An 18,572-nucleotide genomic window follows, 5' to 3' on the forward strand; every position below is an offset into this window, starting at 1 on the left:
GGAAAAAGGGGAACGATGCTTATGTGATTCTTAATAAAGAGTTCCAAGGTTGTCGGATGAAACGATGGGAAATCATTCGAGACGCCGGTTTCTCGAACTGGCGGGTGCCGGTACCGCCGTCGCGCTCGCTGGGTGTTCGGGCGGACCGGGTGAGGCCGCCACGACGGACACCACCGGTACGAATACTGGAACGAAAACGGAAAATAGAGAAACGACGGACGAAACGACCGAGCAAGCCGACCAATCGAAGGACACGACGATGAGCACGGTATTCCACTTCAGTAGCGGCGAATCGCACCAGAAACACGCAGTGGCGAACGTCGCCAACCTCGTCAACGACGGTTCGACCGACGTTGCGACCGTCGAACTGGTCGCCAACGGCCAAGGTATTCGACTCGTGACGAAAGATTCCACCGTCGCAGAGAAGGTGAAATCGCTCGTAAAACAGGGCGTGAGATTCAAAGCCTGCCGGAACAGCATGGACGCGTTCAACTTCTCGAAAACGGACTTGCTGAAGGGAGTCGAAACCGTCCCGGCGGGTGTCGGTGAACTCACGAAACTACAGGCGAGAAAGGAGTACGCCTACATCAAGACGCCTTAGTACGATTCCATCTCGCGTTCCATCTCACGCAGTCGCTCGACCCGGCGTTCGGTGCTCGGGTGCGTGCTGAACAGTTTCCCGATGAAACCGCTCCGGATGGGGATGATGAAGAAGGCGTTCATCTCCGCCTCCTCGCGCAGGTCCTCTTTCGGAACCCTGTCCATCCGGCCGTCGATGGTCATCAGCGCCGATGCCAACGCCGACGGCTTACCGGTAATGGTCGCACCACCGCGGTCTGCGGCGAACTCGCGGTAGCGCGAAAGTGCACGAATGAGGATGTAGCTGACGATCCAGACGGCGAGCGAGGCGAGAATGGCGACGAACACGGGAACCTGATTCCCACCACGGTTGTCCCCACCACCGCCGCCGAACAGCCAACCCCAACGGACGACCATGAACGCGATGGTCGAGAGGAACGACGCGATGGTCATGACCATCACGTCGCGGTTTTTGACGTGCGCGAGTTCGTGGGCGATAACGCCCTCCAACTCCTCCTGATTGAGGGTTTGCATTAGGCCAGTCGTCACGCAGACGGCGGCCTTCTTCTGGGAACGTCCCGTCGCAAAGGCGTTCGGCACGCGAGTGTCGGAGACCGCAACCTTCGGTTTCGGCAGGTCAGCTTGTTGGGAGAGTCGGCTCACTATCCCATGCAGTTCCGGATATTCGCTTTCGCTCACTTCGTGTGCTCCCATGCTCCACAGCGTGAGGCGGTCGCTGAAGAAGAACTGGGCGAGCGAAAAACTGCCGAATACGAGCGCAATCACTAACACACTTACATTCATGTATGCAAGGGCGCCGACGAACACGATGTACAACGCGAACAACAGGAACATCGTCAGGCCCATTCTGGCCCGGAGGCCCCAGTCTGCCTTCCATTTCATGCATCCGTCTAGGTATTCCGACCGTTTAAACGTTCGTCAGTCATGCCAAGAAGTAACACACTATTATTGCAAAATAATTATTCTGAAAATATCAGGAAGGGGGCCAGAACGCTTACCCGCGGACGCAAGGTAGGGATGGTATGTTCTCGTGTGAACCGACGAGGGTATGTCGATGACCGGCACGGTACTTTTAGCCGGTAGTCTCGACCATACAGGGCGGTGGCTTGCCGTCCATCTCGCCGAACAAGGGTGGGACGTGACATGCGTCGGTCTCTCGCGGTCGGAGTGGAATCTCGAGGGATATCAGGGCCTCTCGTTTCGAAGTGCGGATTTGACCGAACAAGTCGAGACGTCGGAAGTCGTTTCGACCGAAAACCCGGATGCGGTCGTCCACTGGACGGCGCGTCCATCGCCGGAGCGACACGCCGGAATGCGCGTGTTCGAAAACAACGTTACCAGCGTTTACAACGTGTTGACCGCCGCTGGGCGTGCGAACGCCCGCATCGCGTGGGCGTCGAGTGAGAGTGCGTACGGTTTTCCACTCGCTGGTGCACCATCACTTCCCGAGTATCTCCCGCTGGACGAGGAGCATCCGCTCCGTCCGGAAGACCCGTACGGCACGTCGAAAGTCGTCGGTGAGGAAATCGGGGCGATGGTCGCCCGGCGATACGATGTCCCCGTCGCGTCACTTCGAGCCTCGTGGATACAGTTCCCCGGGGAGTACGACTGTCTCGATGCACGAGCGGACCTCGCGACGGGCGCCGGAAACTTCTGGTCCTACGTGGACATCCGGGACGTTGCAACCGCCATCGAGGACGCCATCACAGCGAATTTCGCCGGTCACGAGCCGTTTCTCGTGGGGGCACCGGACAACTACCTGGACAAACCTATCGAAGATGCACTTCGTGAATTCTTCGGCGACCTGCCCGAAGGCTGTCGAATTTCGGGCACCGATTCGGCCCTTTCGACCGAAAAAGCACAGTCGATGTTAGGGTGGAAACCCGTCTATTCGTGGCGCGATTCGCGGGACGAAGACGTGTCGCTGTTCGCGTAAGCCTTCTACAGGCTTAAAAGTGAGAACGACATAGAACCGTCAATGACCGAGTCCCGCGAGTTTTGCCCGAACTGTGGCAACACCATCGAAGTGGACATCACGGAACGGGACTACCCCGCCTCTGCATCTACTCAGGACCGAAAGCTGTGCGACGAATGTTACTTCGAGCGTTTCGACCTCGTCGACGCCCCGGAGCGAATCGAAGTTCGCGTCTGTGCACAGTGTGGTGCGGTCTTCCGCGGCAGACGCTGGGTAGACATCGGCGCACAGGATTACACGGACGTTGCGATAGAAGAAGTGAGCGAAGCCCTCGCCGTACACGTGGATGCCCGCGACGTGTCGTGGCAAGTCGAACCGGAACAAATCGACCAGAACACGATCCGGATGCACTGTTATTTCTCCGGCGTCGTCCGCGGAACGCTCGTCGAAGAGGAGGTCATGGTTCCCGTCATGATTGCCAGACAGACGTGTACTCGCTGTGGTCGTATCGCTGGGGACTACTACGCCAGCATCGTCCAACTGCGTGGCGTTGACCGGACGCCGACGCCGGAAGAGGAGAAACGAACCAAGGAAATCGCCAACGAAATCGTCGCCGACATGGAGGCAACGGGCGACAGAAACGCCTTCATCACCGAAGTGGACGAAACGCCTGACGGGTTGAATCTCAAAGTTTCGACCAACAACATCGGCAAGAAGATTTCCAACAAAGTAATCGAGGAGTTCGGCGGCAATTTCACCGATTCGGAGACGCTCGTCACGGAAGACGAGGACGGCAACGAAGTATATCGCGTAACCTACGCGATTCGCCTGCCGCCGTTCACCCACGGAGATATCATCGACCCGGACGACGACGATGGACCGGTGTTAGTTCGCAGTGTCAGAGGGAACTTGAAGGGTGTTCGGATCACGACCGGAGATCAGTACGAATCCCAGTTCGAGGACGGCGACGCCCCCGACGCGAAGAAATTGGGCCACATCGACGACGCCGAGGAAACTACGCTCGTCACCGTCGAGGACGAGCACGCGGTGCAAGTCCTCGACCCCGAAACCTTCCAAACCAAGACGATCGCCCGACCCTCGTACATGGACGACGACGCCGACATGGTCCCGGTGTTCAAGAGTCGCTCCGGACTCTACGTGGTTCCCGATGAGTGACCTCGCCGTGCTGGCGGCAAAACCGAGGGCGGAAACAGCGATCGCCGAACTGACTGCGGAGGGGATCTACGACGACACCCGGAAAGTGCGCGAACACGACCGCGACACGGTCGAACTACCGGTAACTAAAGCGCCCACGGAAACGGATGTGCTCGACGTTATCGAGCAGGTGAGTCCCGAGCGCCGACTGCCGGATTTGGAGTCACACCTTCGCGCGCAGGGGTGGGACGACAACGAGCTCCAAGCGGCACCGAAGTCGTGGGCCGTCATCGGAAGCGTCGTCCTCGTCCAATTCGATGATTGCCCTCGGCAGAACGAGGTCGGCGATGCACTTCTCTCACTTCATGGCGAGGCCGACACCGTCCTCGCCCGCGAAGGCATCTCGGGTGAGCACCGGGAACCCGAGATGACGGTCGTCGCAGGGTCGGGCGACACCGAAACCATCCACACCGAACACGGGACGAAGTACGCCCTCGATCTGCGGGAGGTGATGTTCGCACCCGGTAACCAGCGGGAGCGCGCTCGAATGGGAACCGTCGTCGAATCCGACGAGCGCGTCCTCGACATGTTCGCCGGAATCGGCTACTTTACGCTCCCGATGGCCCGTGCCGGAGCGCAGGTGACGGCGGTCGAACGCAACCCGACTTCGTTCCAATTTCTGCTCGAAAACGCCGTTTTAAACGGCGTCACCGACAGAATAGACGCTTATCGGGCGGACTGCCGGGAGATAGAGATCGACGAACCCGCAGAGCGCGTCGTCATGGGATACTACGAAGCTCACGAGTATTTGGACGGTGCACTCGCTGCATTGGAACCCGGTGGAATCGTTCACATGCACGAGACGACTCCCGAAAACCGCCTCTGGGAGCGACCAGTTTCGCGACTCAGGAAGGCCGCAGAAAGTCACGGTCGGGAAGTCGACGTTCTGGAAACGAGACGGGTGAAAAGCCACAGTGAAGGCGTCTGGCACGTCGTTCTGGATGCGCGAGTCGAGTGACCGAAGGTTTATTTTCCTCGGATAGTTCGGGTTTCGTATGGAAAACCTCCGACAAAAGCTGATTTCGCTGTTGTTCGTCTTCCTGATGGTGAGTTCAGGGGTCGCGTACACCGTCAGTCTGATTTGAGCCAGTAGTCAACGGACCAGCCCGCCTCGCCACTCTCGTAGTCCACGTTCCACCATCGATAGCCCACGGTATCGACGGGACCGCCCGCGATAGTTCCGGTCGTCCCTTCGGAAACGGTGGCGAGACGTTTCCCATCCGGTTCAGCGCTAACGTTCAGGTCGGATGTCGTCTCCACTGCCGATCCGGCATCAAATCGTGCATAGAGCAGATCGTCCGCTGGAACCCATCCGTGGGAGTCACCGAAATCGAGTTTGTACCACTGGGTGTCACCACGAACGCGCACGTTCCCGGTGGCAATGGCAACCGTTCCGGCGGACACGGCCATGGTTTTTGCGTGCTCGTCCGGACCGTGGTGAGCCGCGTCGTCCGAGAGAACGACGGCGTTCTCTCCCGCTTCGATATCCCAGCGGCGAATGAACCCCTCGTAGCGGCCCCAGTTCCAGAGCGAACCAGGGTCGTAGTGACCGCTGATGCCGCCCGGTTCCGTACAGTCGTAGGGGTTCGGAATCTGGTCGTGGCCGATGACGCCGCCCTCCCCGTCCGTTGCGTCACAGGGCGCGATCTCGGAGCGCCGGACGCGCTTCGGGAAGTCGAACTCGGTCGCTGCCCAGCGGACGATTCTGGCGGAGACTTCGTACAGCGTGTCGGTGTATACCGTATCGTTGACCCATCCGGAATGCTCGATACCGAGCGAGTGTTGATTGTAAGGCCAGTTTCCGGCGTGCCATCCGATATCTTCCTCGGCGAGCATCTGCGTGAGGTCGCCCGTCCGATGGTCGGCGACGTAATGCGCACTCACGTTTGCGTCCGGATTTTGGAACCAATCGACTGTCCACTCGGCCTCACCCTGTGCAACGTGAACCACGAACCACCGGATATCGAGGTCGGATTCGCGTTCCGCCTCGCTGTAGTTCGACTCGTCTGCCGGTGCCCACCGCATCTCGGGTTTCATTGCCGGAAGTCGTTCTGCTTGCTTTGCATTCGTCTGGCCGGAAATCGCACCCGTACCCGCGATGCCACCGATCGTCTTGAGAATCGTCCGTCTCGTTTCTCGCATAGTTCGTCCTGATTCCGGTGAATAGGGGGATAAATTAGACACCTAGCATGAATGAGTATATTCCGTCCGGTATCTGACTATCGACCTGCTATTCCGTGTCCCACACGTCCGCCATCGGACTCTTTCGCTCGCCCGAGTACTGCGATTTCGATCGCGAGTTCGTGTCCGAATCACCCCCGTTGTTGCGATTACTACCGTGACTGCCGCCGGAATCGCTCACTCCACCGCCGCGTTTCCCGATACTGCCGCCCGAACCGGGATCGAACTCCGGAAGGTCGGGATCGCTCATTCGGTCCACCTGCTCGGCGAACCAGTCCGGCATATCGGTGCGAGCACGGTCGAACAGTTGGAGCAGGCTGGAGTCCGCGAGATACGTCGCGCCGTAATCGTCAGGTGCGCGAATAACGCGTCCACAGGCCTGAATGACGGTTCGAAGTGCGGCCCGATAGTACCACGCCCACTGGCCGTTTTCGAGGCGGTGGGCGACCCGCGAATCGCTGGTGTTCAGGAATGGAGCCTTACAAAGCACCTGCCACCGCGCGAGGTCACCCTTCAAATCGAGCGCTTCTTCCATTTTCACTGAGATGAACACGTCCGGGTCGTCGCCCGCCTTCCACGCTTCGAGGTCGGCGTCCCTGCTGTCGCGTTCGTGGGCGCGAACACGATCGCCGACACCGAACTCGTGGAGTTTCCGGGTCAGCTTCTCCTGGATGTGATAGGAGTGTGCATGAACGATGCCCTTCTCGTCCGGATGTTTCTGCATGATTTTGACGATAGTGCGTGCTATTTTCGGCAGGGTCTCTTCGCGGTGTTCGTAGGTCATTTTCCCCTGTGTCACGTCGTAGAGCGGACGGTTTTCGACGGGGAAAGTATGTCCGACATCCACGAGGGCAACTCGACTGGGTTCGAGGCCGACCTGCCGACAGAACGCCTCCTTGTTGAGGATCGTCGCCGAGAGGAGCGCGAATTTGTTGCCGCGTTCCCAAACGGTGTGTGAGAGATATCGCTCCGGATTCATCGGCTTGATAGTAATCGGGCCGCCTTTTCCCTCGGGTTGGTCCACGACCCACTCGGTCGCGCTGTCGGGATTCCGGTAGTCATCCACGAACCAGTCCAATTCGGAGATGAGTTCCTGAAACCGATCCCGTCGGGCCGCCTCCGCGGGCGTGAGTTCCTGCTGTGCGATGAGGTCGTCCTTTCTACGTGAGCAGGTTGCTGAAAGGCTATCCGCGTACTCTACTGCCCTATCTAGCCCCGTCATCTCCGGGATCTTCAGGTCGTCCCAGATGGGCACCGTTCTGGGGTTCAAGTCGATGGTCGCGTACATCTCCGCCCACTCGGCGAGTCCGTGAGCCTCGTCGATGACCACCATGTCGCGTTTCCGAAACACCTCCGACCCGGCAGTTCGCATGAAGTAGGCCAACGTCATCGCCGCGATCTCCCGATTGCTGGCGATAGCCCGGTCGGAGAAGTACGGACAGCGATGTCTTACCGAGCAATCGTACCCCTTCTCACGCGCACAGGGCGCTCTATCGACCGGGGTGTCGTGCTCGCCCGGCAGAATACAGGAGTAGTTTCGTTTCCCGCGAATGATTTTCAGATCGTCCAGCAGGTCGTCACTCGCAACGTCGTCCAGTTGGGATACCTGCGGTGTCGTGTAGTACGACCCCGTAGCATCGGTCGGGTCGGCATCCTCGACACGTCTTGCACATCCCGCGATGGAACGGGCGAGGAGGGATTTCCCGCTCCCCGTCGGGGCACGAACGAGTACCACGTCGTTGCCACTCTCGAACGCTGCCCGAATATCTTCGAGGGCGTCCTGTTGGTTACCGCGAAAGGAGGGCGCAGGAAACTCGTCTACGATCCGCTCGGGGTTCACTGTATTGCGTAACGGTAGCCGAAGCGTAAAACCTGCGGGTTTCTGGAGCGATGGAACAGACGAGACCGACGGTACGATTAACGTCGAACGGTCGGGAACGGAGACGCGCCGTTCCACGGCACTCGCCTTCGCCGTCGATAGCTCACGGCGAACTGACGACCGCAACCGCACACGGCGCGTTTCTGAGGATGTGTTCGACCCGGTGCCCGAAGAAGACACGCCGGGAGAGGGGACGCGTTTTGGTGCCGAGGACGACGAGGTCCGTCCGCTCCAGCATCGCTCGTTCGACGACACTTCGTTCGGGGCGATCACCGATGGAAACCCGCTTTCTCACTGTCGCACCCATCTGGCGACCGAGTTCGGCCTCCCGCTCGACGATATCCTCCCCGAATTCGATGGCTTCGGAGAGGTCCGCTTCGCCGACGAACGGTTCTTCGACTTGAAGGCGATTGACGACGTGTAGGATTTCGACCGATGCGTCACACTCGTTCGCGATGGCGAACGCTATTTCGGCGGCCTGACGACTGTACTCGTTTCCGATGGTCGGCAGCAGGATTCGGCGAACGGAGTCGTCTCGGTACGCTCGCTCGGGGTTCGCTTCGCCCGCGCTGACGGCCATCACGGGGCACGGACTCTCCTGCAGCACGTCATCGATTTCGGCGCTAAACAGCGACCCGTCGGCCGCTCGTAGGTATCGACCCGCTCCGAGTACCAGCATATCGTATCCCTGTCCAGCCTCATCGAGCACCGTTTCGCTCACGTTTCCGTTCGTATTTCGGACCGTCGAACGGACCTGTTTCGGGGGGAGCGAAAGCCGTTCAGTCATCGAATCGAGACACGTCTCGGCCCGGTCGCTCGCATCATCGGCCGGTTGAACGACCCCGCCATCTGGCTCCGTCGGTCGAACGATGGATGGCGACCGCGAGAAAACTCGCTTTATGCGACGAGCGAGCGATCCGCCGCTCGTGGCGCGTTCCTCGCCACGCGTAACGTAGGTACACGTTACCTCCATCTCCCGGTTCCGTGCGACGTGACCGACCAATCGTGCGGCGAACAACGAATCGACACTGCACCGCGTCGGAAGGAGCACGCGAACGACGTTTCCGAGGAAGCTCTGTTCCTCGCGTTCTTTCTGGGCGAGTCGTTCCGCCTCCGACTCCGACATCTCGACGCGGGCGAGCGATACTCGGAGCAACGGCGGTGCGATAAGTGAGGTGACGATAGCGACGACGACGATGATGGTGTACATCGTCCCGGTGAGGACGCCGACGCTGATTCCGATGGTGGCGACGATTATTTCCAGCGCGCCGCGGGCGTTCAAGCCCGACCCGAGCGCGATCCCCTCCCAATTCGAGAGACCTGCCGCTTTCGCGCCGACGAACGATCCGGCGAACTTCCCCGCGATTGCGACGGCGAGAACCACACCGGCGGCGAGCAAGGTCGGCGGCGCGAGCAGGGCGGCCAAATCGACGCGAAGTCCCGCCGTTGCGAAGAAAATAGGTGCGAAGACGCCGAGCGTGATGACCTCGAACGAGTGCTGTGCCGCCTGGTCGAACCGTTTGACCCGGCCGACGAAGATGCCGACGATGAACGCGCCGAGCACTGCTTCCAAGCCGAGGTACTGGGTTATCGATCCGACACCCAACGCGAGTATCATCGCCGTCGTCGTGAGCGCGACGTCACCGCCGATGGTGTTGTCCACCCACCGGAAAATCCCACCCACGAATCGACCACCGAGCAGAAAGGCACCGCCGAGAAACAGGAACAATAGGAGAATCGTTTGGCCCGCAGTGTCGAGTGCCTCGCCGCTACCGCTTCGAGCGAGGCCAGCGACAACGGCGAGGAGAATCCAGCCGACGGTATCGTTTATCATCCCCGATGCGATAGTTATCTGCCCGATATCGCGGTCGATGAGTTCCATATCGATGAGCACTTTCGCGATGACCGGAATCGCCGAGATGCTGAGCGCGGTTGCGATGAAGAGGCTGAATACGAGTCGCTGGTCGGAGGCGACGAGGAACTGCGCTGGGAGGAGGTACGCCACCCCGAATCCCATCACGAACGGAACGAGAATGCTCGCACCCGCGGTGTACGTGGCCGTCTTTGCCCGACTCGCGATGAGGTCGAGGTCGGTTTCGAAGCCGGTAATGAACAGCAACATGATGAGGCCGAGCCACGAGACGACCTCCAACAGATGGTACTGCATTGCGGATTGCGGAAAGAGCATCGTGAACAGGCCGGGTGCGACAGTTCCCAACAGCGACGGACCCAACACGATTCCCGCGAGTAGCTCGCCCAACACGGACGGCAGACCGGCGTACTTCGCTGCTTCTCCCAGAAGCCGCGCGGTGAGCAACAGCAAGAACAGCTGAGCGAGCAAGAACAACAACTGGTGCTCGCTGAGCGGCGGAAGCACCCCGCCCGAGGTTTCGAGTATCATGGTATTCCCTCCCCCGTATGGTTCCGTAGACCGTCCGGAGAACACCGACGTATATAGCCTTGTCTGCCTCGGTATATCCGTGAAACTCACGGCCACGAGGTAGGTCGAATACCGGCAATCTGCTGTCTCGTTTCGAGCATGTCGAGGAAATCCGGTTTGGTCAGTACGCCGACGGACGAGGGAAACGAAACGAGAACGTAGTTCGTCTGCTCCCGGAGGAGCAGATATACGTCGAATGCGTTTTCGTCCGGTCGGACGATGACGACATCCTCCGTCGCTAATTTACCGACGCTCGTCGTGTTCTGGGACCTCGCTCGTTCGTCCCACGATCGGAGGGAGCTCGTCGTGAGGACACCGACTGGTTGACCGTTCCTATCACACACCGGAAAATCGTCCAGTTCGTCGAGGTTCGGTTGTTCGTCCGTAAGGAAGTCGCTGACGAGTGTTTGCGAAGGGACACACTCCTCCTTCCGTCGGACGAACGCCGATACCGGCATGTCGGCGAGGAAGAGCTGATTCGACACCGTTTGGAGTTCGGAAACGGTCGAAAAATAGAAAAATACCGCGACGAGTCCGAGGAGCACGTTTCCGAGCACGACGGCGGCGTAGAAGATGACTCCGATCGCCAGTAGCTGCCCGAGAAGGCTTACTCCTCGCGTCGCGGTTCGCGGGGAACTGACACGAACTACCAACGAGCGGAGCAACAGGGCGCCATCGAACGGGAAGATAGGAAGCAGATTGACTACCAAAATCACGCCGTTGAACATCGCAATCAGGCCGAACGACGCCACGAACTCCGGAGTGGTTCCGGGGAGTAGCCAAAGAATTGCCGTGAAGAGTACGGTAAGGAGTGCGCTCACGATCGTTCCGGAAAGCGCGATTCGGGTTTCGTATTCGAAGTAGGTCGAGTCGTAATCGAACTGCGAGAAGCCGCCGAAAATCCACAACAGGATGTACCGGACGCCGACGCTGTGCCGTCTGGCTACCCATACCCGTGCCAGTTCGTGAACGAACAGACTCAGGGCGAAACCGAAAAACACGGCACCACCGATGAGCCATGGAGTCGTTCCCGTGTCGATTTCCGAATAGACGAGCGTGTGCGGCGAAATCGCGGTGAGAACGTCGATCCACACGCGAACCGACACGCCGCGTTGAATCCACCACCCTGCAACGGGAAGCGCCAGTAGAAGACTGATATCGATTCGAACTGGAACACCCCATACAGACCCGAAGCGAACCCCCCTCATAGCGTGGTATAAACGACGTGAACCGGCGTCAATATTGCGACTAGCAATAGGAGGGAGTCGCCGTGTTACTCGGCGTTACCGATTGCTGCGACGTCCTCGCTCGTCGGAAAATCCGGTAATTCTTCGATACAGGCATAACAGAGGAAGTGCTCGCTTCCGTCCTCGAACTCCAACGTCATCCCACCCGACGACTGCGGAGACGTGTTCCAGAGATTGGCGATGCCACCAGCGATGGGCACCCCCTCACCACAACCGTCGCATTTCTCGATGGCCATGGATCCGATAGGTGGTTCACAGGGAAAGAACGTTCGGCAACGGAAGGGAAATCGCGTGCGAGTAACCGGACTAGCGTTCGAGATGCCGGCCGTCGCCGACGAACAGAATCGAAGGCGCAGTAGTGGTGGAACGTAGTTCAGTACGACTTGCTGGTATGCAGCGTGCCGCTGTCGTCGTAGACATAGACGGTGTCGCCGCCGTTGTTCCAGACTGCGGAACCAGTGTTGCCCCAGTAGAGGTCGGTCTGGGTGTCCGTTCCGGTTCCGGTGTGGAGCGTCACTTGTGCGCCCGCGGCGAGGGTAAAGCCGCTCGGGAAGTCGTACGTCTTCCCGACTTCATCCTGCACGGACCAACCTGTCAGGTCGAGGTCACCGCTGCCGGTGTTTTCGAAGACGACGTACTCGTCGTTCAGATTGTTCGTGTCGTCGCCCGCTGCGTCCGCGTGAATCTGGGCGACCGAGAGCGACCCGCTTCCACCACCACCGCCGGTCGAGCCATCGTAGGCATCGAAGAGCGGGAAGGAAGTGTCGAAGGAGGTGGTCGTCGGAATCTCGGAGTTGCTGTTGACGTTGTTCGAACTGTCGGTGACCTGGTCATCGTTGATGCGCAGGTCGGACCCGAGTCCCGACGCGAGGTCGTTCAGGTTTGCACGAGCACTCGATGGTGCCGTGCCAGCACCGACGAGGACGACCGCGCCACCGTCCGCGATGAAGGCGGTGAGTGCATCGATTTCTGCTTGCGTAAACGCCGAGACGGGCGTCGTGACGACGACCGCTCGCCAGCGCGAGAGGTCGAAGGTGTCGAGGCTGTTCGACTGCTCGAAGGAGATGCCGACGCCTTCGAGGAATCGCTGGTAGTAGGCGGCATCGTCGTTCGAGAGTGCATAACTCGCGTCGAACTGGCCGTGGCCACCGTCGATGAGAACGTCACCGGTCGTGTCGGTGAGGTAATCGATGAGGTTCGTCAGGAAGACGAAGTTCTCGTAGCCCGAGGTATCGACCGCGAAGCCTTCGGAGCTCTCGTAGGTCTCGTCGATGAGTGGACTTCCGACCATCGCGACGTTCGCGGACTCGTCAACTGCCGCGAGCGGGATGTCGCCGCTGTAGGAGTAACCACCGCTCTGGGTCGCCGTGCTCTCGGCGTAGACCGGAACGCGGGAATCCGCGACCGCGCCGGATGACGTTTTGACGCTCGACGTGGTCGGGAAGAACAGGTCGTCTACCGCTCGGTTACGGATTTCGGTCGTGTTCTCGGGGTCACTGTCTCCCCAGACGTTCGTGCCGTTCGAGCGGGCCGTGTCTTCCGCACTCCAGAAGCTGTCGTGGTGAGAGAAGCCGGACCCATAGACACGGGCGTAGCCGTCTCGAACCGCGTTTCGGTTGTAGAAGTCATCCCGGGAACCACTGCCGTCAGCGTCGTAGTGGAGATAGCCCAGGACGCGGCCGTACGCATCACGGACGGGTTCGTTTTGGTCGAACGAGAGGTCCACCGTCTTCCCGTCGAGTTCTCCCTTCGCGTAGGTGGTCGCGTTGCTGCCCCACGTTCCGAGGTAATCGAGCGATTCGATGCCCTCCCACTCCTGAACGCGCTCTGCGGAACTGTTCGCCGCTTTCTCGGGCGTGTCGATCCCGAGAATGCGGATGCTCTCGGTCGAACCGTCGTCGAACTGCACATCGACTGTGTCGCCGTCGGTAACGGCGGTAACGTCCACGGTGTACGTCTTGTCCTTGTCGAGGCCGAGTCCGTCGCGGTCGGCGAAGTAGTTGAACGATGTGTTGAATTCATCGGTCAGCGGTTTGTAATCCGCACCGCCGTTGTTTGACGTGTCGAGAACTTCGTCGTCGTTGAACCGGAACGCGAGTCCGAGATAGCTTGCGACGTCGTTCAGGTTGGCCGTCTCGTCGTAGTCGCTGTAGTCGGATTGACTATACAGGAAGACGGAACCGCCTGCCGCGACGAAGTCGTTGAGGTCGCTGAGTTCCTGACTGGTGAACGCGTTCGCGGGCGAGGTGACGACGACCGCGTCCGCCGAACTGAGGTCGTTCGAGAGGTTGCTCGTTGCCGTCACCGTGTAGCCGTTGTTCTCGGCATAGCTTTCGAAGTTCGAGAATTTGCTGAGGGTGTAGTATTGGCCGTGGCCTTCGTCCCAGAGAACGGTTCCGGAGCCACCGAGTTCGTCGTCCCACGTGTTCAGGACGAACTCCTCGTTACCTCGCTGCCAGTTAGTGCCGTCCTCGACGAGCGTCGAACCGGCGGCGACGACGTTCGAGTCCGAAACGACGGTTGGAATCGACGTTCCACTACTGTAGAGCGTAGCGTCGCCATTACTGTCGCCATCGTTGTTCGTGGCGGTGTCTTCCGCCCAGACGGCGATGAACGAACTGTCAGTCAGTTCGCCCCCGCTGGAATCAGTGAAGCTCGACGTGGAATAACATTCGACCGGCGAAATCTGACCCGAGGCGGCGCGAACCTCGGAACTGAGAGTCGCCGTAATTGGTGCAGATGCTGTTGCTGTTGCGAGCGCGGACAGGAATGTTCGTCGTCGCATCATCAGAAGACCACTGCCGTGGGAACATAAATTATTGCATTTTCTTGTGGTAGTTTATGTATTACCACACATAGATCTATGCATATGAATGTGTAAATAACGTCAGAGTATTGTCTATATCCGCGGGAAAGCTCGGACGAAACGCGTCCTCGAAATGTCGATAGTTGTCTCCCCCATCGTTTATGCTCACCAACGCCGTGAGTAGTTGGATGAAGGTGAACTGCGAGGGGTGTGCCGGGTGCTGTATCGACTGGCGAGCCATCGGACCAACCACTTCGAACCACGAGCGACGTGGCCCTCGGAAACCGCTCGACGACACATACAATCTCGTCCCACTCACGCGCGAAGACGTGATCGAGTTTCACAACGCCGGACTCACCGACGCCCTGACACCTCGCCTCTGGGAGGACGAATCCGGCGTGGAAATCGACGGTGTCGAATTGGCCGCAATCCGAGGCAAACCCGCCTTTTTCGTGGGAATTCGGAAACCACTGAAACCGGTCGCACCGTTCGGAACAGAGGCTTCGTGGCTTCCGACGTGTGCGTTTCTCGACCCACGCACGCTCCAGTGTCGGATTCACGGCGACGATGCGTATCCGGAAGAATGTGCAGAGTACCCCGGCCACAACCTCAAACTCGGTCAGCGAACCGAATGTGAGCGAGTCGAAGAGTCGTTCGGAGGCGAGCGGTTGCTGGACGGCGAACCGCCGCACACGCTTTCAGGGCTACTACTCGGCCCACAGGCGATCGGCGGAAAGGTGTTCGTCTATCCCGAACCCGAGGAGTTGGAGGGTCTCGTGGTACGCCTCATCGATGACGACCTGACCGACGACGACCGTGCCCGATTCGTCGCCGCCGCAGTCGCCGCGAAACCCGGAACGACGGGAACCAACCGTGAGATATACGAAAGTACGCTGAACGAGGTTCGAACGTCGAACTCATGGGTCGGGCAGGCGATTACTGACTGGAAATCGATAGCCACAAACGACGAACCGGACCCATCGGTAACTATGCGAGTCGAGGACGAACGCGGTGCCCCGCCTACTCCCGGTTGGTGAGGATCACGGAAAACAGCCGAACTATTGCGACTTAATCTCCTCGAACTGCTTCAGTAAATCTTCCGCTGAGTCGCCGGAATCATATTCAACAGTACCGTGATAGTTGGAACGGACATCATCAAAACTCGCGTCCACGGTACTGTTTTTCCGTTCACGGCGCTCGTGTTCTTCTTCGTCATAGGCACCCATTGACATGACAACCACACTCATGCTAGGTGTTACCCAGTTATTAATGTAACGGATAATAACATCGTTTACCCAACTTGGAAAATCGTCAGACAGAGAGGAGACGGCAAAGAGAGCGATGAGGGAAGTGGACGTTTCGAGGTGCATAACACGTAAGCATTCCCGGTTACTATCTCCCACCGTGGCAAGCCCGCTCCGCTTTCGCCGCTCTTCGGAGCGGTGGAATGACGATCGCATCATCGAGGAGTTATACTCTCACCTCGACTCGAACCTCGGCGCACGTTCGGTAACGCCCCATTATGTTGGACCGGACGGTTTCGAGACACGCCGATTCGAGATGGACAACGGCGATATGGCGCTGTTTACGTGGAACGACGATTTCGCATACTGGCTCGGCAACACGGAGACGCCGCCGGCACTCTGGCGCACGTCGAAGTACACCTTCGATGAAGTACCGTACCAAATCGCCCGCTGGGGGCAACGCGAACTCCTCGCCGATCTCACCGTTGAATCACCATGGTTGGCTAAATACGATTATCTCTCGTGGTTCTTCCTTCCCGTGTTGTTCTCGAAGGACGGGCGAGAGACATCACGAGCCTTCTTCCGGAAGTACGATGCCGGATTTCCGGACACGACTCGCGACGAGGCACTCTCGTTTTACGAGCGATTCCTCCGCACGGGTGCGTTGGACGACTACCGGTACACGATGGCGTCGAAACTGGGTACCAGCCAGTACTTCGACAAAAACCGCATGAGTTCGGCGATGAGCGAGTTCACTGTCGCGAAACTGTTGACCGAGGCGGGATACGATGTCATTCCCGAAATAGAAGTGACGACCGGTCACTCCCTCGATTTCCGTGCCGACCCGCGAAACGGCAGTCACGACCAATCGTCGCTCGTGGAGGTTACACGACCGCAACCTCCAACACAGCGGGCCGCGGACACACCAGTCGCCGCCCTACGCGAGACGGCGGAGACGAAATCGAACGGACAACTGAACGAACACGGTGGCGGTGCGGTGATGTTCGTCGACTGTTCCGGATTCCGTGACGACGAGTGGTCCGCCGTCGTTGGCGAGCAACCGGACGTTCGCCATCGACCGGCGGTCGTCTTCCGTGCCCGACCCTCCGGGGCCATCGATGCATACAAGAAAGGGTCGGTACCGTTATCGCTGAGTCAAGCGGTCGAGTGGGTTTAGAACGACACTTGGTCGGGACCGGCCGTTCCCATCGTCGTCGGGTCACGGTCACTGTACTGTCTGCGTCCGATTGCTTTGCTACTGAGAGCACCGTACATCGCTTCGCGGGCTTGTTGTGACGATTCGTACGTCTCGTCTCCCGCACGATTGAGCACTTCTTCGAGCGTTTCAGTGCCGTTGGGGAGATCGATAACGTAGTCACCGTGGGACGAGATGAGTTGCTTCGTGCTTGCTGGGTACTGCTGTGTGTCGAGCAACTGACTTGCCTGCTTTAGCGTCATCGCCAGTTTCTACATCAATGTACATGATAAACGTTGTTGCTAGCAAATCATTATGAATATAAGGTGTTAAATGACCTTTATCGCATATCGAACGTCGATGTCGGACACCGAAACCCCCTTGCCGTGGAACGACGGAGGATGCACATGAGTGTTTTTGCGGACCTCCACGTCCACACGACCAACTCCGACGGGTCGATGGAACTAACAGAGGTTCCCGCCGCGGCGCGATCTGCCGACGTATCTGTCGTCGCTATCACCGACCACGACCGACTGCATCCCGACCTGCCGACACCCGTGACCGTCATCGAGGGCGTGACGGTCGTTCACGGTATCGAACTTCGAGTCGAAGCATCCGATGGTCAGCACGTCGATTTGCTCGGCTACGGCGTCTATCCGACACCGGAACTCGTGGACGAACTGGAGCGTCTGCAAACCGATAGAGTCGAACGAGGGCAAGCGATCATCGACTGTGTCGAAGACAGACTCGGAATCGGCCTCGGCCTCGAATCACGCGAAGGATTGGGCCGACCGCACATCGCCCGGGCTATCGACGACCATCCCGACACGGAACACGACTTCGATAGCGCGTTCGCCGAACTCATCGGTAGCGGAAAACCGTGCTACGTCGCCCGGGAGATACCGAGTTTCGAGCACGGTGTGGAGTTGCTCTCCGCATCGAGCGGCCTTGTCGGACTAGCACATCCGTTCCGATACTCCGATCCGGAGTCGGCGTTAGCGCTGACGAGCGAATTGGACGCAGTCGAGCGATATTACCCCTACGGACACGACGTGGACAGTCGGCCGATCGAGCGGGCTATCACCGACCATAATCTCATCCCAACCGGAGGGAGCGACGCTCACGGAGACGTGTTGGGTGAAGCCGGACTCTCGAAGGCGGAGTATCGACATTTCCGAAGCGCGGTGACACTCTGAGCGCAGGGTTGAATTCGGTGGGGAACGTACGCCCCCACATGCGGTGTCATTACTGTGACCGAAAGGCGACGTTCGCACCCAAGATGGGCGGCGTGCAGGTCGGCCTCTGCGATACCCATTTTCGCGAGCGGTTCGAGAATCTCGCAGAATCGGATGCACTAGCGTATCTGCGACAGGAATTAGACGTGGACAGACCGGAGTAGTTAGTTTTCCAGCGTTGCAGTGAAGAGAACGTCCTCGTAGCAGTATGCTGGTGCATCGTCGAGCCTGTCGAGGGAACGTTCGACAGTGTTCAAATCGGAGCGGACACGAACCGTTTGGACGCCGTCCCGGAAGAGATAGGAGAGACCAGTCCGGAATATCGGCGACAAGTCGTTTTCGTGGAGTGTGAGCGAACTACGAGCAAGTTTCTCGCGAGTGAGAACCAATGCCGAACCGCCGCCGGAGACCGTATAGACGGTGAGCATATCGTCGGAGTGTTCCGTTCCAAGCACTCCTTCGGGTTCGAACGGAACGGGAGCTGCATCGTCAAGTTCGAGTTCGAGAACGTCGTCCTGTTCTCGCTTTACCGAGGGACTCATGTTCGCCACCCCGCATGGAGTTGGTGGAGGATACGGGAGTTCATATCACCCCATTAGGGTACAGATATAAATA

At 59.0% G+C, this 18,572-nt stretch carries 18 protein-coding genes; 8 read left to right on the forward strand and 10 right to left on the reverse strand.

From position 1 onward, the window contains the following. The first annotated feature begins 64 nt into the window (after window positions 1–64). On the forward strand, window positions 65–601 hold the full coding sequence (locus OOF89_RS05425) for a DsrE family protein (protein ID WP_266079049.1): 537 nt from the start codon (window positions 65–67) through the stop codon (window positions 599–601). On the opposite strand, the gene htpX is transcribed toward OOF89_RS05425, so the two are convergent. Then, window positions 598–1,482: a zinc metalloprotease HtpX gene (gene htpX / locus OOF89_RS05430; protein WP_266079050.1), complete on the reverse strand. Its 885-nt coding sequence runs from the start codon at window positions 1,480–1,482 to the stop codon at window positions 598–600. The two genes, OOF89_RS05425 and htpX, sit on opposite strands and share 4 nt — an antisense overlap. Window positions 1,483–1,654: 172 nt before the next feature. Between htpX and OOF89_RS05435 the strand changes: the two genes are divergently transcribed. The 3 genes from OOF89_RS05435 to OOF89_RS05445 are packed head-to-tail and all read left to right on the forward strand — an operon-like array spanning window position 1,655 to window position 4,688. Then, window positions 1,655–2,536, forward strand: coding sequence for an NAD-dependent epimerase/dehydratase family protein (locus tag OOF89_RS05435; protein ID WP_266079051.1), 882 nt, complete (start codon window positions 1,655–1,657; stop codon window positions 2,534–2,536). A gap of 42 nt (window positions 2,537–2,578) precedes the next feature. Beyond that, window positions 2,579–3,691: a 60S ribosomal export protein NMD3 gene (locus OOF89_RS05440; protein ID WP_266079052.1), complete on the forward strand. Its 1,113-nt coding sequence runs from the start codon at window positions 2,579–2,581 to the stop codon at window positions 3,689–3,691. Beyond that, window positions 3,684–4,688 (forward strand): class I SAM-dependent methyltransferase, encoded by a 1,005-nt coding sequence (locus OOF89_RS05445; protein ID WP_266079054.1) that lies wholly within the window; start codon window positions 3,684–3,686, stop codon window positions 4,686–4,688. Before OOF89_RS05440 ends, OOF89_RS05445 begins: the two co-directional genes overlap by 8 nt. 113 nt (window positions 4,689–4,801) lie before the next feature. Here the strand turns inward: OOF89_RS05445 and OOF89_RS05450 are convergent, their stop codons facing one another. From OOF89_RS05450 to OOF89_RS05475, 6 genes are all read right to left on the reverse strand, one after another. Further along, window positions 4,802–5,872: an N-acetylmuramoyl-L-alanine amidase gene (locus OOF89_RS05450; protein ID WP_266079056.1), complete on the reverse strand. Its 1,071-nt coding sequence runs from the start codon at window positions 5,870–5,872 to the stop codon at window positions 4,802–4,804. Window positions 5,873–5,960: 88 nt separating this feature from the next. Beyond that, window positions 5,961–7,751 carry an ATP-dependent DNA helicase gene (locus OOF89_RS05455; RefSeq protein ID WP_266079058.1) on the reverse strand — a complete coding sequence of 597 codons (1,791 nt, stop codon included), beginning with the start codon at window positions 7,749–7,751 and terminating at the stop codon, window positions 5,961–5,963. Between the two features lie 142 nt (window positions 7,752–7,893). Further along, the gene (locus OOF89_RS05460; RefSeq protein WP_266079059.1) at window positions 7,894–10,191 is read right to left on the reverse strand and encodes a cation:proton antiporter domain-containing protein; all 2,298 of its coding nucleotides are present in this window, start codon (window positions 10,189–10,191) and stop codon (window positions 7,894–7,896) included. Window positions 10,192–10,277: 86 nt separating this feature from the next. Continuing rightward, window positions 10,278–11,438 carry a site-2 protease family protein gene (locus OOF89_RS05465; protein ID WP_266079060.1) on the reverse strand — a complete coding sequence of 387 codons (1,161 nt, stop codon included), beginning with the start codon at window positions 11,436–11,438 and terminating at the stop codon, window positions 10,278–10,280. 65 nt (window positions 11,439–11,503) lie between these two features. Beyond that, the gene (locus tag OOF89_RS05470) at window positions 11,504–11,713 is read right to left on the reverse strand and encodes a DUF7561 family protein (protein ID WP_266079062.1); all 210 of its coding nucleotides are present in this window, start codon (window positions 11,711–11,713) and stop codon (window positions 11,504–11,506) included. 137 nt (window positions 11,714–11,850) lie between these two features. Next, complete coding sequence (locus tag OOF89_RS05475) at window positions 11,851–14,262, reverse strand: DUF4350 domain-containing protein (RefSeq protein WP_328517183.1); 2,412 nt, start codon at window positions 14,260–14,262, stop codon at window positions 11,851–11,853. A gap of 209 nt (window positions 14,263–14,471) precedes the next feature. Here OOF89_RS05475 and OOF89_RS05480 point away from each other — a divergent pair, with 209 nt between their 5' ends. Then, entirely contained in the window at window positions 14,472–15,320 is an 849-nt protein-coding gene (locus OOF89_RS05480; protein ID WP_266079064.1) for a YkgJ family cysteine cluster protein, read from the forward strand. A 21-nt stretch (window positions 15,321–15,341) separates the two neighbouring features. Here the strand turns inward: OOF89_RS05480 and OOF89_RS05485 are convergent, their stop codons facing one another. After that, complete coding sequence (locus tag OOF89_RS05485) at window positions 15,342–15,515, reverse strand: DUF5786 family protein (RefSeq protein WP_266079879.1); 174 nt, start codon at window positions 15,513–15,515, stop codon at window positions 15,342–15,344. Window positions 15,516–15,687: 172 nt separating this feature from the next. Between OOF89_RS05485 and OOF89_RS05490 the strand changes: the two genes are divergently transcribed. Next, entirely contained in the window at window positions 15,688–16,704 is a 1,017-nt protein-coding gene (locus OOF89_RS05490) for a DUF5784 family protein (protein ID WP_266079066.1), read from the forward strand. Here the strand turns inward: OOF89_RS05490 and OOF89_RS05495 are convergent. Beyond that, window positions 16,701–16,985: a DUF5789 family protein gene (locus OOF89_RS05495; RefSeq protein ID WP_266079068.1), complete on the reverse strand. Its 285-nt coding sequence runs from the start codon at window positions 16,983–16,985 to the stop codon at window positions 16,701–16,703. The genes OOF89_RS05490 and OOF89_RS05495 overlap by 4 nt on opposite strands. A 144-nt stretch (window positions 16,986–17,129) precedes the next feature. Between OOF89_RS05495 and OOF89_RS05500 the strand changes: the two genes are divergently transcribed. Together OOF89_RS05500 and OOF89_RS05505 are read left to right on the forward strand one after the other, a co-directional pair. After that, a complete protein-coding gene (locus OOF89_RS05500; protein WP_266079070.1) occupies window positions 17,130–17,918 on the forward strand; it encodes a PHP domain-containing protein in 789 nt (262 codons plus the stop codon). A 38-nt stretch (window positions 17,919–17,956) separates the two neighbouring features. Then, window positions 17,957–18,121: a DUF6757 family protein gene (locus OOF89_RS05505; protein ID WP_328517188.1), complete on the forward strand. Its 165-nt coding sequence runs from the start codon at window positions 17,957–17,959 to the stop codon at window positions 18,119–18,121. Here OOF89_RS05505 and OOF89_RS05510 read toward each other — a convergent pair whose 3' ends face one another. After that, window positions 18,122–18,499 (reverse strand): hypothetical protein, encoded by a 378-nt coding sequence (locus OOF89_RS05510; protein WP_266079072.1) that lies wholly within the window; start codon window positions 18,497–18,499, stop codon window positions 18,122–18,124. Window positions 18,500–18,572 lie beyond the last annotated feature (73 nt).

Source organism: Haladaptatus caseinilyticus, assembly GCF_026248685.1.
GTDB lineage: Archaea > Halobacteriota > Halobacteria > Halobacteriales > Haladaptataceae > Haladaptatus > Haladaptatus caseinilyticus.

Bases quoted from the DNA above. Each gene is read 5' to 3' on its own strand.
- OOF89_RS05460 (WP_266079059.1), bottom strand. From the start codon at position 10,191: ATGATACTCGAAACCTCGGGCGGGGTGCTTCCGCCGCTCAGCGAGCAC.
- OOF89_RS05510 (WP_266079072.1), bottom strand. From the start codon at position 18,499: ATGAGTCCCTCGGTAAAGCGAGAACAGGACGACGTTCTCGAACTCGAA.
- OOF89_RS05475 (WP_328517183.1), bottom strand. From the start codon at position 14,262: ATGCGACGACGAACATTCCTGTCCGCGCTCGCAACAGCAACAGCATCT.
- OOF89_RS05495 (WP_266079068.1), bottom strand. From the start codon at position 16,985: ATGACGCTAAAGCAGGCAAGTCAGTTGCTCGACACACAGCAGTACCCA.
- OOF89_RS05505 (WP_328517188.1), top strand. From the start codon at position 17,957: ATGCGGTGTCATTACTGTGACCGAAAGGCGACGTTCGCACCCAAGATG.
- OOF89_RS05480 (WP_266079064.1), top strand. From the start codon at position 14,472: ATGAAGGTGAACTGCGAGGGGTGTGCCGGGTGCTGTATCGACTGGCGA.
- OOF89_RS05450 (WP_266079056.1), bottom strand. From the start codon at position 5,872: ATGCGAGAAACGAGACGGACGATTCTCAAGACGATCGGTGGCATCGCG.
- OOF89_RS05485 (WP_266079879.1), bottom strand. From the start codon at position 15,515: ATGTCAATGGGTGCCTATGACGAAGAAGAACACGAGCGCCGTGAACGG.
- OOF89_RS05500 (WP_266079070.1), top strand. From the start codon at position 17,130: ATGAGTGTTTTTGCGGACCTCCACGTCCACACGACCAACTCCGACGGG.
- OOF89_RS05445 (WP_266079054.1), top strand. From the start codon at position 3,684: ATGAGTGACCTCGCCGTGCTGGCGGCAAAACCGAGGGCGGAAACAGCG.
- OOF89_RS05440 (WP_266079052.1), top strand. From the start codon at position 2,579: ATGACCGAGTCCCGCGAGTTTTGCCCGAACTGTGGCAACACCATCGAA.
- OOF89_RS05470 (WP_266079062.1), bottom strand. From the start codon at position 11,713: ATGGCCATCGAGAAATGCGACGGTTGTGGTGAGGGGGTGCCCATCGCT.
- htpX (WP_266079050.1), bottom strand. From the start codon at position 1,482: ATGAAATGGAAGGCAGACTGGGGCCTCCGGGCCAGAATGGGCCTGACG.
- OOF89_RS05435 (WP_266079051.1), top strand. From the start codon at position 1,655: ATGACCGGCACGGTACTTTTAGCCGGTAGTCTCGACCATACAGGGCGG.
- OOF89_RS05465 (WP_266079060.1), bottom strand. From the start codon at position 11,438: ATGAGGGGGGTTCGCTTCGGGTCTGTATGGGGTGTTCCAGTTCGAATC.
- OOF89_RS05425 (WP_266079049.1), top strand. From the start codon at position 65: ATGGGAAATCATTCGAGACGCCGGTTTCTCGAACTGGCGGGTGCCGGT.